The following is a 13083-nucleotide window of genomic DNA, read 5'->3' on the forward strand; positions in this document are numbered from 1 at the left end:
ACCAGATAGAAGAACTTTAGTTGCAGCTAAAGTCTGGGTCTCACCTTACCCGATTGGAGTACTTATTATCCATACAAAGCATTTAAGAGGGATTCCCAACGCTCGGCAGTTTCAGTTCAAAGTTTTAGTGCGGTGTTTATGGCACTATATTTCGGGTTAGGCGGTGAGTTGCTCACCACTTAATGCGGCGTTATACGCAGGGTGAATTTTGCTTCTAATTCCTTGCGTCAAAGGCTCCTTCTCTGTAGCTTATCGCTTTGTTTTATATGCATTAGTTCCTCTTAGTTTTGCTAAATCATTAGGTAATGGACTCCAAGCCTTCATGCCAAAATTCTAAATTTGCGAGTGTTTTGCGTATTTCGGTGATTGCGATCGCTTGTTTCGTTTTATTCCGATCACCTGATCCTGCCGTTTTTCTCTCTTCCTATTTTTACTCTAAGTGATCGGATTGCGCCAGTTTTCTCATCGACTCACCTCCTAGTTCTGTTCGATGACTATTATGTACCAGCCGATCCATGAGAGCGTCTGCGACGGTTGCGTTGCCGATCATGTTGTACCACTCTTTTACAGGTAACTGAATAATGACGATTGTGCTGCTGTTTTGGTAATGATCTTCGAATACTTCCAGAAGATGGCCTGCATGCTCTTGAGTCAGTTTTTCCATCCCCCGGTCGTCAAGGATCAGTAAGGCTTTCTTAGCCTTCGATTGGAGTTGTTTTTGATAGCTGCCATCTAGACGTTCTGCGGTCAGAGCATCAAGCAAGCGAATTAATCGGTAGTACCTGACGGTTTGTTGTTGGTCGAAGGCACTGGTTGCCAGTGCGCAGCCAAGATAGGTTTTGCCTGCGCCTGTTGGGCCTGTGATCAAGATGTTCTGATGCTTGTAAAGATAACTACCCGTCATAAGTTCGCTTATCTGTTGACGATTGAGATTTCGTCCTTCTTTGTAGATGAGTTGGCTTGGCTTCGCATCTACTCTCAGCTTGGCTTGTCGCTTTAGACGTTGGATTTTGGTCTGAGTACGATTCAAGATTTCACTTTCCAGAAGCAGGCTTATTCTTTCCTCGAAGTCCAACTCTGCGTAGGTGCTTAGTTGTTCCTGTTACTGCTCTAACGATTTTACAGCATGGCTCAGGCGGAGAGTTTTGGTTTGGTCGTTCAGTGAGTTCATGTCTTTTCTCCTAGTGATAACAGTTCGGGCCACGGACATTGCTATGAACTAGGTTCGGCGTGCTCGCCTTGTCTTTGCTTAGTTGCCCTTCTCGATTATTTTTCAGTAGATTGCTGATGAAGGTGTAGTTCGGTTTTGTCAGCATCAGCGCATCGTTACAGGCTTGCTTTAAGCGCGATTCGCCATGCGCTTTGTTCAGATTGAGCAGCTCAAGGCAGGAGCGATACGACTGCTCTGGATGAGGCTTGGAGTTGAGCATCTTATTAACGGCTTCTCGCATAGCTGGGCCGATATTGGCTCCCTTAGTTGAGCAGGCGTCCAAGCGACCACTTCTGATGTTGATGATTACTCGGCATGTGCTCTGGTTGGGTGCTGTTTCCGCGCTCTCTTTGGCTGAGTGGATGCTGGGCGACCAAGTTACCTTGATGGTAGATCTGCACGAGACGGTTGTAGGCTTCCAGTTCGACATGGTGACCTACAAGTTGATGTGGCACGAGTAGTGGTGGCGGCGATATTCGATGTGATAATCAGGCCCGACTTTGGCTCGTTTGGTTTAGGTATACAGGTAACGCTGTATTTTTTGTGGGGGGGGGGGGAACGGAGGCTTATCGAGTTTGTCGAACAACGCTTTACGACTTGCACCATACTGTTTCATCTCACGTTGGTTTAAGTCGTTCATAAGCTGACGGATGGCGAGATTCAGTTCCTTGAAGGTATGGAAGGTTTGTGTCGTAGCCGCACCATGATCCAGCGCTCTACTAAGAGTTCGGCATTCTCGGCCTTCGCTTTGCCTTTTGGTTTGCAGGGACGAGCTGGCATTACGGCAGTTTGATAGTGATTCGCCAGTTTCTGATAACTCTCGTTAAGCCTTGGCTCATATTGGTTAGCTTTGGTGACCGCGCTACGCAGATTATCGGGAACCAAGTGTTGTGGTACGCCGCCGAGGTGCTCTAACGCATTGGCGCGCCTCTAACCTGTATGACTTACCTTGGCTTGAGAAGGCTTCAACATAGGTGTAATTGGACGCGCCCAAGGTCGCCACGAACACTTCTGCTTCTCGTACTTCGCCTGTGTCAGGATTGACTACCTGAAGCCGAAGCCCACAGTAATCGATAAACAGCTTGTCACCTGCCACATGGAGCTGACGCATGCTGCGCTTTTGGGTTTTGAACCAACGAGTGAAGTGCTCGCAGAACTGAGTGTAAGCGTAAGCTTGCTCTTGAGTATCGAGACGACGTTCTACGGCTCTTCTTTTATCACTGACCACACTGGTGCAAAAATTGCCGAAGCACCGCGTCAAGGTGAAACCATCATTTACGCAGAAATCGACCTAGCTACGACAGCGAAAGCGCGTCACGCGTGGGGCTTGTTCCGCGACCGTCGTCCAGACCTTTACACCAGCGTTGGCAAACTAGCCGTTTAAAGAGGCGTTAAAATGAAGTTATCGACAACACCAGCGCAAGATGGCTTCTATTTTCCGGCTGAGTTTCAGCCGGTTAGTGAAGTTTGGCTAGCGTGGCCAGAAAGGAAAGACAATTGGCGTGATGACGCATTACCCGCGCAAGAAACCTTCGCCAGAATCGCGAACTTAATCGCGGAAGTGACCAAAGTGTGTGTGGCGGTGTGCTCGCACAACTTTGACCGAGCGCGTCAAATGCTTCACTCAGATGTACGTTTGGTGGAAATCCCATTTAACGATGCGTGGATGCGAGACATCGGGCCGACCGTGCTTGTTAACCAAGCGGGCGAGCGCCGTGGGATTAGTTGGCAATTCAACGCGTGGGGCGGCGAATACAACGGCCTTTACGACAACTGGCAGCAGGACGATCTTGTCGCTGGTTCGGTGTGCGACATCATCGGTATTGATCATTACCGCGCTCCGTTTGTACTTGAAGGTGGGGCGATTCACACCGATGGTGAAGGCACGCTTTACACCACAGAAGAGTGCTTACTCAGCCCAGGACGTAATCCGCAGTTGAGCAAAGCGCAAATCGAAGAGCAGTTAAAGGCGTACCTCGGTATCGAAAAAGTCATTTGGTTGCCAAATGGTTTATTCAATGACGAAACAGACGGCCATATCGACAACCTGATGCACGTTATCGCACCGGGTAAAGTGGTACTAAGTTGGACCGATGACCCAAGCGATCCGCAATACGCGTTATCTCGTCAAGCGGAACAAGTACTGAAATCGCAGCAAGATGCGAAAGGACGCGAGATTGAAATTGTCCGTTTGCCATTACCGGGTCCGTTGCATTACAGCGAGCGCGAAGCCAATGGCATTGACGCCAGTTCAGGAATGAGTCGACAAGCTGGCGAACGCCTAAGTGCCTCTTATGCGAACTTTCTTATCGTCAACGAGCATGTGTTCTTGCCGATGCTGGACGAAGAGACCGACGCTATGGCGATCGATATTTTGCAAAACGCGATGCCGGAATACCAAATCATCGCGATACCGTCGAGAGAGGTTCTACTCGGCGGAGGGAACATTCACTGTATTACGCAGCAGATCCCTGCTTAAACATAAACTCGCCGCTGGCTTAGCGGCGATGATGAGTTGTCAAAAGGAATGACCATGCAACAGATACAAAACCAAAGCCTTGTTTCGTTTATGGTAGCGAATCCACAACAGGGCATTGCAGTGACTAATCCGGCGACCGGAGAACTCCTCGGGTACGCACCAGTCTCAACCGAAAACGACATTTTAAATGGCATTGAACGTGCCAGTGTGGCGCAGAAAGAGTGGGCGGCACTGCCAGCAAAAACTCGCGCTGGCATGCTCAATCGTTGGTTCCAACTTCTGTTAGAAAACAAAGCCGACCTTGGCCGCTTAATGACGTTAGAGCAAGGTAAGCCGCTGGCTGAAGCTCAAGGTGAAGTTCTTTACGGCGCGAGCTTTATCGAATGGTTTGCTGAAGAAGCGAAACGTACCTACGGTGAGACGATTCCTGCGCCAAGTGCAGACAAGCGTTTGGTGACCATCAAACAGCCAATTGGAGTTGCCTGTGCGATTACGCCTTGGAACTTCCCAATCGCGATGATCACGCGCAAAGCAGCGCCAGCTTTAGCGGCAGGCTGTAGCTTTGTCGTAAAACCATCTGAATCTACGCCGCTGTCTGCGTTTGCGGTTGCAGAGCTCGCCTACCAAGCAGGCATCCCACGCGATGTGCTGCAAGTGGTTCTGGGTGAAAATTCACGTCAGGTAGGCGCTATTTTCACTTCGCATCCGTTGATTCGTAAGTTGTCTTTCACTGGCTCTACCCAAGTTGGTAGTGTGCTGATGCAGCAAAGCGCGGCTGACATAAAACGTACCTCAATGGAGTTAGGTGGCAACGCGCCATTTATCGTATTCGATGATGCGGATATTGATGCAGCCGTAGCGGGCGCGATGGCGTCGAAATTCCGTAACGCAGGTCAAACGTGTGTGTGTGCGAACCGTTTCTACGTACACAGCAAAGTGTATGACGAGTTCATTGTTAAGTTCGACGCTGCGGTTCAACAACTCAAAGTCGGTAACGGCTTAGAAGAGGGCGTGAACATCGGTCCTGTGATCAGCGAATCGGCAAAGCAAGGCATTCAAGCGCTTATCGACGGTGCTATTGAGCAAGGCGCGAAGCCAGTTTCAGAACTTAAAAAGCTCGATGGTCTATTTATGCAGCCAGTGGTTCTCAAAGACGTTACTCACGACATGAAGATTGTCTCTGAGGAAATCTTTGGCCCTGTCGCGCCAGTGATTCGTTTTGACAGTGACGCACAGCTGACCGAAATGGCGAACGACACCATTTACGGTCTTGCGTCGTACTTCTACAGCCAAAACATCCACCGTGTTTGGAAAATCGCAGAAGCGCTCGAATACGGCATGGTCGGCATTAACGAAGGCATGATTTCTACTGAAGTCGCTCCTTTCGGTGGTGTTAAGCAGTCCGGCATCGGACGCGAAGGAGCAAAACAAGGTATCGATGAATACATGGACGTGAAATATCTCTGCTTTGGCGGCAACTAATTAAGGACAAGACAATGACAAACCAACAACTACACGCAAGAAGAAGCCAAGTTATCGCTCAAGGTATGGGCGCACTGTACCCACTTTACGTCGAGAAAGCAGAAAACGCTTACGTATGGGATATTGAAGGCAATAAATACATCGACTTTGCAGCGGGCATCGCGGTAACTAACACCGGGCATTCTCACAAGCGCATTAGCGAAGCGGTAAAAGCTCAGCTGGACAATTTCTCACACACGTGTGCGATGGTTACGCCATACGCGTCATTCGTAGAGCTGGCTGAAAAGCTGACAGAACTTGCACCAGGTGAGACTAAGAAGAAAGCGATCTTTCTAACCACTGGCGCCGAGGCGGTCGAAAATGCCGTAAAAGTGGCACGCGCTCATACAGGCCGTAGCGGCGTGATAGCGTTTAAAGGAGGCTTTCACGGTCGCACAAACATGACGATGGGGTTAACTGGTAAAGTTGCGCCGTACAAAGCGGGCTTTGGTCCTTTCCCGAACGAAATCTACCACGCGCCTTACCCAAATGCGTTTCACGGCATCAGCGTTGAGCAAAGCTTACAAGCGATCGACGATCTATTTGCTTGTGATATTGAACCATCACGTGTTGCGGCGATCATCTTCGAGCCAGTACAAGGTGAGGGCGGCTTCTACAAAGCACCTGAAGCGTTTGCACAAGGCTTGCGTCAGCTGTGTGACAAGCACGGTATCATGCTGATTGCCGATGAAATCCAAACGGGTTTTGCTCGTACCGGTAAAATGTTTGCAACAGAGTACCTAGGCATTGAACCAGACCTAATGACAATGGCGAAAGGCATTGCTGGTGGTTTCCCAATCTCAGCGGTAGTTGGGAAAGCGGATGTGATGGACTCTGCACTACCCGGTGGTTTAGGTGGCACTTATGCAGGCTCGCCACTTGGTTGTGTTGCTGGTCTTGAAGTGCTGAAAATCATCGAAGAAGAAAACTTGTGCACTAAAGCGATGGGCATTGGTGAAGTGGTCAATGCACGAATGACTAAGCTGCAACAGTCTGTGCCTGCTATCGGTGAAATCCGTACTACGGGTGCAATGATGGCGATTGAGTTTACTGACCCAGAATCAGGCAAACCACTGCAAGAGATGACCAAAGCGGTGATTTCTAAAGCGCAAGAAAACGGCCTTATCCTGCTTTCTTGTGGAGTAAAAGCGAACGTGATTCGTCTGTTACCTCCACTGACCATCGAATCTGACGTGCTAAATGAAGGCCTAGATAAGTTGGAAAAAGTGATTCTTGAAGTGGCGTAATTCACGCACTTTTAAATAGCAATAACAAATAAAGGAAGCGGTTGGCATCAATCGTTTCCTTTTTGTTTTTTAGCGTATCTGCTGCCTATCTAAAAAGTATTGCTCAAGATCCAAGTTGTCACTTTTATTACGGATGACTTAACAGTTGGGCTCGTTCTTACTTTCCACTTATTCGCTACTCTGTTCCCCTCGAATGTGGTTTGGTGCTCACATTCTAAATCCCGACATCTGAAAGCCACTTGAGCCTATCATTTTATTGAGCGTCATTCCTCACTTTTTGGACTATAAAAATGAGATAGTATTCATATCCCACTTAGGTTGCTTGACAGATTAGCAGGACGAACTTTGATAACAAAGAATACAAGGTATGCCACTTTACTCGGCTTAGTTCCCATCGCCATATTTGTAGTGGCCTTTCATTCGATAACCAACTTTTACGTCAACTCGGTAAAAGCGTCGAAAATAGATGCTTACGTAGATTATTTAAATCAAAGGTCTGCCTATTTGGACGGAGCAATAGTGAAGCAGATTGCTCAGTTAGATTTTACTTGTAGTGATAGTGATGTAAGAACTTTACGCGACCCACGTTTTTATAACCGTTACATTCGTTTTATTGCGATGACCACAGAAGGCGGTAAAAAGTGTTCCACGGTTGGTAGTGAAGTGTCTCGCCCATCTAGTAGTGAACGATTTCAGATAGATGAAAACTTTTTCGCATCACTTATTTTGCCGCAACAGAATGACCAAATAGAGTGGATGGTCATTTATGATAATGAACACGTTGAAGTCTTCTGGGTGCTTGATAACAGTTGGGTTAACGAGGTAATAAAAACGCCTTGCAAAGACTGCCTATTTGTAGAGTTTAAGTATGATGAACCAATATTTGGTGATTTAACGATAAGCCGTGGCAAAGCGAATATTGCAGGAGAAGAAAACGCACTCTCAAAAGAGTTTTTCTTTTCAGGAGAGTCTCAAGCCAACATGCTCATAAAGATATACAGCGGTGAAAAACTTAAAAATTATGCTCAGGAAAGAGTACTTTTGTGGGGCGGTCTTGTAAGTGTGCTTGCTGGTCTTGCGACTGCCTTTGCATACATATCTGGTAAAAGCTTGAGAAAATCCATTACTGGTCTAATTGAAAATGGGATTAGTAATGCAGAATTTATTCCTTACTACCAGGCGATTGTCGATAGTCGCGATGGTAAGACAGTAGGATACGAAGCACTGATTCGATGGTCGCGGCGTGATGGAATGGTGCCACCAAATATGTTTATTGGTGCTGCAGAAGAAAGTGGCCTGATTATCCCGATGACCAATCAGCTTATTCGTAAAATCATACAAGACTTAAGTGACTTACCCGAGCATACGTGGGTCAGCATCAATATTGTTTCCTCCCATTTAGAGTCAGGCGTATTAACGAAGTTGCTGTCGGAGTTAAATTGGCCAATCTCGAATAGAATTCATTTTGAGTTGACCGAGAGAATACCAGTAAAAGACACTGAGGCCGCGAAAAAAGAGATTTTGTATTTAACGAATAAAGGCTACAAGTTCAAAATTGACGATTTTGGTACCGGATATGGTGGCTTTTCTTACCTACAAGATTTGGGCATCCGATGTTTAAAAGTGGATAAGATGTTTATTGATCCAATAGGATCTGACGACCAAAAATTGAAAGTGCTGGACTCAATTGTGTCTGCAGCGAACAAAGCGGAATGTGAGATGATTGCAGAAGGTGTAGAGAGCCAGGCTCAAGTCGAATATCTGGCTCAGCATGCGATTTACCTTATTCAAGGTTATGTTTACGCTAAACCAGAGCCCCTGACTAACCTTGCAAGCGCTTAATAGCCATAACGTCATAACATCCCGCTTTAAAGGTGCCAGTTTCCTAGGTTAGCGCTGATTTCTGCTGGTAGGCTCACACTTGAGGATTCCTAACACTCTCATTACTCCTAGAGTGTTAGGAATTAACGTTACTTAGGAGGAGAGTGCGGCTCTTTTCGTTTTGATTGACGTAATGAGCTGAGGTAGTAATGACATTACGATCATTCCCAGCATTAAGCTGTATTGCAGAGGAGTGAACGTTTCCCCCAATAGCAGTAGGCCCGAAACAATGCCTGCGACTGGGTTTGCAATACCACCAAAGGTAAAATCTACGACCGACATCCGCTGTAATAACCATACATACATGCCATACCCTAATGCGGTGTTCAGAATAATTACCCACAGTAACCCTAGAATATTCGTCATGGATACGTCCTGAACGACTGTAACATATGGCTCTGGATTGTTTATCGCCAGCACACTTGTTGCGATAGACATAATCACGCCACCCAAAATGAGCTGCCATGTTAGCACTGTCCACCAGTGCATTTTTGTACCTAGTGACTTTGTTACGCTACTTCCTATCACGATGCACATAATGGCGGAGATCATCGCAAGTAAGCCCACGGGTTCGAGAGAAATAGAGCTAGGATCAAATAAGAACCAAGCTAAAGCAATCAAAGTTGCGCCGCTTATCGCTTGAATGCCACTAGGCTGACGTTTGTAGACCGCCCAACCAAACAGCATCGCAAAAACGGGGACCGAAACCATACCAACACCAGAGATGGCAGAAGGAAGCGTCAACGCCATGACAAAAATGAGACCAAAGAAGCAAGCGATGTTGATGGTTCCTAAAACAAGCAGCACCTTCCACTCACTTCTTTTTGGAAACGAGGGCTTTATTGCCAGCAACAAAAGACCCGCAGGCAGTGCCCTTAGAGCGCCAAGTAAAACGGGAGGCCAGTCCGGTAGAGTAAACTGAGTAACAGCGTAAGTCGTCCCCCAAAAAAAGGCAGGAATCATCGCAAGTAAAATGTTCATGTTAAATATCTTTATGTAGAGATAATTAAATGTAACGATATCGGCAAGGTGGCTTTTTGTAAAGTATCTTTATGTTAAAATAAAAAACATATGATGTTTGGAGAGAAATAATGGATGCAATTGATAGAGTGGTAGAGCAGTGGGCTAGGGAGAAGCCAGACCTCGACACTGAACCGATGGCAATAATGGGTCGACTAATGCGAATTGCAAAACACATGGAATCTAGGGTCGCCGAGCTACATAAGAAGTACGATCTGAAAATGGGTGAATTTGATGTGTTAGCGACACTGCGTCGAGCTGGTTCACCATATTGTCTTACTCCCTCAGCGTTAATAGAGTCGATGATGCTCACTTCGGGTGCGATGACTAATCGCTTAGATAAACTAGAGAAGAAAGGGTTTATTACCAGAACCCATAGTAAAGAAGACCGACGTAGCGTCACCGTTGAACTAACAGAGCAAGGCTTAACCTTAATTGACAAGCTAATTTTGGAGCATGTAGACGTTCAGCAATCGTTATTGCATGGTTTAGAAGGCAATGAAAAAGCGCAGGTTAACCAGGCGTTAAAATTGCTATTGCCACAATTTGAATGAGAACGCAGAAGGAGGTAGGGGATATGAAAAGCAAAGAACTAGAACAATACTTAAGTACCTTCATGTGTGCAGAAAGCGATTTCCCATTTGGGCCTGAAGCGGTTGTTTACAAAATCAAAGGCAAGATGTTTGCCATCATTGCAGAGAGAAACGGTCGGGAGTATGTCAGCGTAAAAGTAAAACCAGAAGATGGAGAAGTCTTAACGTCGCAGTTTACGGACATTATCCCGGGTTATCACTTAAATAAGCGTCATTGGATAACGGTTTATTTTAACGGTGATGTCGAGGATGGGTTGATTCAAGACTTGTGTGAACGCTCTTATGCTCTTGTCGTTGCCAAGCTGCCGAAAGCACAACGAGCGTTGCTTGGTGAGTAATCGGCAACGCACTGGCCTCTGTTGTTTTGTCGCTCGTTGCTCGTAGCCTTTACGGAAAAATTCGCACCTTTTTCATCCTCGGGCTATATAAGAATAAGAAGGTGGAAAAGGGGAATGATATGCGAGCATTATCTGAATGGCTAAAAGAATACGGGGAGAGTCACCAAAACCCTATCAACCAAAAGATTCACACAATCGCAGTTCCAGGTATCTACATTTCTGTGGTTGGACTTATTTGGTCGATTCCCCAGATTTCATTATTAGGCTTCGAACTTAATTGGGTTTGGGTAGCAGTGATCCCCACTTGGGTTTTCTATTTTCGTTTGTCTCTGAGCGTATTCATGATGATGATCGGCTACACATTAGCGTGCATTGGCCTTATTTGGTCTCTAGAGGTATTGATGTTGCCCGTTCTGCATATTTCTATGCTCTTGTTTGGTGTATTGTGGATATTGCAATTTATCGGTCACAAGATTGAAGGTAAAAAACCGTCGTTTTTTGAGGATTTACAGTTTCTACTCATCGGCCCGATTTGGGTGTTCAGAAAACACTAGCGATAAGCAAAATCAGGCATCATCCGAATTACACAAGACATATAACGTTCAGAGATTATGTAGCTCTTACTACAGAATACATCTCCTTCTTATTGCCACGACAAGCATTCACTTTAGATACGCACTATGATTAAAGAGGTGCCAACGCACTTTACGCTATCGAGATGCTTAAACTTACGGCAAGTTTACTTTAGGGGGATGAATGTACGATCGACAATATAAGTATGCCTATTGGAGAGAAGAGCGTAAAAAAGGCAAATGGCACTATATATTAAAGTCCTTCTTTATGATTTGTTGTGCATTACTGCTTGGTAAAGTCATCGGTTTGTTCATTTTTGGAGAGCTGCATTCTTTAAGCGACATTTGGGAACAACTCCCTGCGGATGTTTTTATTATGATGCTCGTGGGCTTTCCAATTAGTGTCCTTGGTTGGTACCACGAAGAGTCAAAGTTTTTCCGGGCACTGCGACGCAAAGAAAAGCGGTTAAAAGACAATCAAAACAAACCGAAATAGAGTAACCTTTGTCTATGTTTGGATTGCCACTTATCTATCTGAACTGTTCGATTTTACCCCTTTCAGTCGTTTAGCGTTTAGTTACGTGTTGCAAAAAGCCTTCTTAATGCAACAGCCCCTAGCGTTGTGGAAATTGGTACTGTAAGAAACATTAAAAAACGAAGTTGAGCATTAGCGTATAAAGGCTCGCACTGTCATCCTTTGGGGCTGATGAAAACGCGCCAGAGCTATTATTGTAGGCGTTGAACCTTTGCCATTCTGCGTTTAGGGAAACGTTGTAATCTAGGTCGTATCTCAATCCGAGTAAGAAACTGTCTCCACTTTTTTTATCCCGACTATTAAACTGCTGACCGTAAACAATATAAGGAGTCAACTTTTTTACATTATAACTTGTTGTCGCGTACCAAGATGAGGAAAGATTGCTGGTCTGTCCTTCTGCCATAATCACAATGTTATCGAGCTCGTATCTTAACCCTAGAGAAAACAGATCGATCGTGTTGTTTTTTTCTGTTTCAACTAGACGGTCAATGATTGTGGTTCCGCCACCGGGAGTGGACTGCTCAATGTTAGAGAGCGTCGTTGTTTGATCATAATCGCCGTGGAGGTAGGAAAAATTCCAACGATAGCTCTCTCCGCTTAGCGTTAAGTTCATCCCTGCAGTGTTGTTTGACTCAATTTCCAATTCAGTACGTTCATTGATGGTTACGTCACTATTGTCTTTAAACCCGACAAACGGCATGGCGGTAAGTACGACTTGCTCATTAAGGTCATGAATCCAGCGTGCAGATAGGCCGTTATAAGCCGTGATACCTAGAATGCTGTCATATACCTCATTCGGTGGGCGGGCTTGGGTAAAAGCGTGACCGACATAGTTGTACTCAGACATCAAAAACAGTGGCAGTCTTAAGCGTCCTCCTCTTATTTCTATGTTTTTATAGGTATAAGCCAAATACGCCCACTCGAGCTGAGGCGAGCTCCAATGGTCTTGCGGGCGCTTTACGACTTGTGCGGATGCCCGAAATGCCTTGTGAAAATAATCGAGCTGCATGCCGAAAGTGGTATCGCAATCGAAACAAGATTCATCGCCAATAAAGCGGTTAACTAGTACCGTAGTTGGGTTATCGGATTTTGCCCACGAAGTAGAGCCAAAACCACTTAAAGAAAGTTGTTCTGTTAGTTCAATCGTGGCTGAGCTCGGAAAGGTCGCGATACTCAGCGATAACATGGTTAAATATTTTTTCATATCAATTCTCCGAGCTAACCACACATAAAACATGAGCATTACTAGGGACGCTCGATGTTGGGGCATAACCAATTCTATTCGGCTTCTCTTGCATCCATGCTATGAGGTCATCAATGCTGGAGCGTGCAATCACTTTTGGCGGTCTAGCTTTACCTGAAAAAGACAAGCTTGCCCAATGCGCGTTCATTTGCGCTAAATTTTTGTTGAGAAGATAACGATAGAACTCAGCTCTTTCTGTTGATGTCGCAGGCCAGTCAGAGAGTTCAATTCGCTGGCCTTGTAAAAGTTGCGTCTTCCCTCTGTACAACTTTCGCGCTTTATTGACAGTGAGCGGAGAGAATTCGTCATTAAATGAGAAAACGGCGTAGCTCTCTGCAGCGAGAGCTTGGCAATTTAATGAAAGAAGGGCAATCAGAATAAACAGATAGCGTTTTATGTAACGCAAAGGAAAAGCAACGCGAGAATGATTTCTACTCATAGAAT

11 protein-coding genes and 3 pseudogenes are annotated in these 13083 nt (G+C 45.8%); 9 read left to right on the forward strand and 5 right to left on the reverse strand.

Annotated features, from left to right (window positions below):
• Nucleotides 1-430: 430 nt before the first annotated feature.
• Both istB and istA read right to left on the reverse strand, forming a co-directional pair.
• Nucleotides 431-1171 (reverse strand): annotated as a pseudogene (istB, locus tag R7Z77_RS11600) (IS21-like element helper ATPase IstB).
• Between the two features lie 10 nt (nucleotides 1172-1181).
• Nucleotides 1182-2393, reverse strand: a pseudogene (istA, locus tag R7Z77_RS11605) (IS21 family transposase); the annotation flags it as partial.
• Here istA and R7Z77_RS11610 point away from each other — a divergent pair.
• The 5 genes and pseudogenes from R7Z77_RS11610 to R7Z77_RS11630 all read left to right on the forward strand — a co-directional run.
• Nucleotides 2394-2594, forward strand: a pseudogene (locus R7Z77_RS11610) (nitrilase-related carbon-nitrogen hydrolase); the annotation flags it as partial. It lies immediately after the preceding pseudogene.
• A gap of 12 nt (nucleotides 2595-2606) precedes the next feature.
• The gene (gene aguA / locus R7Z77_RS11615; RefSeq protein WP_064353864.1) at nucleotides 2607-3689 is read left to right on the forward strand and encodes an agmatine deiminase; all 1083 of its coding nucleotides are present in this window, start codon (nucleotides 2607-2609) and stop codon (nucleotides 3687-3689) included.
• A gap of 54 nt (nucleotides 3690-3743) precedes the next feature.
• Nucleotides 3744-5171: an NAD-dependent succinate-semialdehyde dehydrogenase gene (locus R7Z77_RS11620; protein ID WP_064353865.1), complete on the forward strand. Its 1428-nt coding sequence runs from the start codon at nucleotides 3744-3746 to the stop codon at nucleotides 5169-5171.
• A 14-nt stretch (nucleotides 5172-5185) separates the two neighbouring features.
• A complete protein-coding gene (gabT, locus tag R7Z77_RS11625; protein ID WP_318136677.1) occupies nucleotides 5186-6457 on the forward strand; it encodes a 4-aminobutyrate--2-oxoglutarate transaminase in 1272 nt (423 codons plus the stop codon).
• Between the two features lie 519 nt (nucleotides 6458-6976).
• Nucleotides 6977-8299 carry an EAL domain-containing protein gene (locus R7Z77_RS11630; RefSeq protein ID WP_081248155.1) on the forward strand — a complete coding sequence of 441 codons (1323 nt, stop codon included), beginning with the start codon at nucleotides 6977-6979 and terminating at the stop codon, nucleotides 8297-8299.
• A 132-nt stretch (nucleotides 8300-8431) separates the two neighbouring features.
• Here R7Z77_RS11630 and R7Z77_RS11635 read toward each other — a convergent pair whose 3' ends face one another.
• Complete coding sequence (locus R7Z77_RS11635) at nucleotides 8432-9319, reverse strand: DMT family transporter (RefSeq protein WP_064353868.1); 888 nt, start codon at nucleotides 9317-9319, stop codon at nucleotides 8432-8434.
• Between the two features lie 110 nt (nucleotides 9320-9429).
• Here R7Z77_RS11635 and R7Z77_RS11640 point away from each other — a divergent pair, with 110 nt between their 5' ends.
• The 4 genes from R7Z77_RS11640 (at nucleotide 9430) to R7Z77_RS11655 (ending at nucleotide 11357) form a co-directional block, all read left to right on the forward strand.
• Nucleotides 9430-9912: a MarR family winged helix-turn-helix transcriptional regulator gene (locus R7Z77_RS11640; protein WP_053350391.1), complete on the forward strand. Its 483-nt coding sequence runs from the start codon at nucleotides 9430-9432 to the stop codon at nucleotides 9910-9912.
• A gap of 23 nt (nucleotides 9913-9935) precedes the next feature.
• Nucleotides 9936-10289 carry an MmcQ/YjbR family DNA-binding protein gene (locus R7Z77_RS11645; protein ID WP_005377801.1) on the forward strand — a complete coding sequence of 118 codons (354 nt, stop codon included), beginning with the start codon at nucleotides 9936-9938 and terminating at the stop codon, nucleotides 10287-10289.
• 119 nt (nucleotides 10290-10408) lie between these two features.
• Nucleotides 10409-10843 carry a DUF962 domain-containing protein gene (locus R7Z77_RS11650; protein WP_064353869.1) on the forward strand — a complete coding sequence of 145 codons (435 nt, stop codon included), beginning with the start codon at nucleotides 10409-10411 and terminating at the stop codon, nucleotides 10841-10843.
• Between the two features lie 202 nt (nucleotides 10844-11045).
• The gene (locus R7Z77_RS11655) at nucleotides 11046-11357 is read left to right on the forward strand and encodes a hypothetical protein (protein WP_054577887.1); all 312 of its coding nucleotides are present in this window, start codon (nucleotides 11046-11048) and stop codon (nucleotides 11355-11357) included.
• 151 nt (nucleotides 11358-11508) lie between these two features.
• On the opposite strand, the gene R7Z77_RS11660 is transcribed toward R7Z77_RS11655, so the two are convergent.
• Together R7Z77_RS11660 and R7Z77_RS11665 are read right to left on the reverse strand one after the other, a co-directional pair.
• On the reverse strand, nucleotides 11509-12600 hold the full coding sequence (locus tag R7Z77_RS11660; protein ID WP_064353870.1) for a hypothetical protein: 1092 nt from the start codon (nucleotides 12598-12600) through the stop codon (nucleotides 11509-11511).
• Between the two features lies 1 nt (nucleotide 12601).
• Nucleotides 12602-13078 carry a hypothetical protein gene (locus R7Z77_RS11665; protein ID WP_017633987.1) on the reverse strand — a complete coding sequence of 159 codons (477 nt, stop codon included), beginning with the start codon at nucleotides 13076-13078 and terminating at the stop codon, nucleotides 12602-12604.
• Nucleotides 13079-13083: the final 5 nt, after the last annotated feature.

The organism is Vibrio sp. 1401, from assembly GCF_033340295.1.

Coding starts and splice junctions, on each gene's coding strand:
- R7Z77_RS11650 (WP_064353869.1), top strand. CDS start 10,409: ATGCGAGCATTATCTGAATGGCTAAAAGAATACGGGGAGAGTCACCAA.
- R7Z77_RS11635 (WP_064353868.1), bottom strand. CDS start 9,319: ATGAACATTTTACTTGCGATGATTCCTGCCTTTTTTTGGGGGACGACT.
- gabT (WP_318136677.1), top strand. CDS start 5,186: ATGACAAACCAACAACTACACGCAAGAAGAAGCCAAGTTATCGCTCAA.
- R7Z77_RS11665 (WP_017633987.1), bottom strand. CDS start 13,078: ATGAGTAGAAATCATTCTCGCGTTGCTTTTCCTTTGCGTTACATAAAA.
- R7Z77_RS11660 (WP_064353870.1), bottom strand. CDS start 12,600: ATGAAAAAATATTTAACCATGTTATCGCTGAGTATCGCGACCTTTCCG.
- R7Z77_RS11640 (WP_053350391.1), top strand. CDS start 9,430: ATGGATGCAATTGATAGAGTGGTAGAGCAGTGGGCTAGGGAGAAGCCA.
- R7Z77_RS11620 (WP_064353865.1), top strand. CDS start 3,744: ATGCAACAGATACAAAACCAAAGCCTTGTTTCGTTTATGGTAGCGAAT.
- aguA (WP_064353864.1), top strand. CDS start 2,607: ATGAAGTTATCGACAACACCAGCGCAAGATGGCTTCTATTTTCCGGCT.
- R7Z77_RS11645 (WP_005377801.1), top strand. CDS start 9,936: ATGAAAAGCAAAGAACTAGAACAATACTTAAGTACCTTCATGTGTGCA.
- R7Z77_RS11655 (WP_054577887.1), top strand. CDS start 11,046: ATGTACGATCGACAATATAAGTATGCCTATTGGAGAGAAGAGCGTAAA.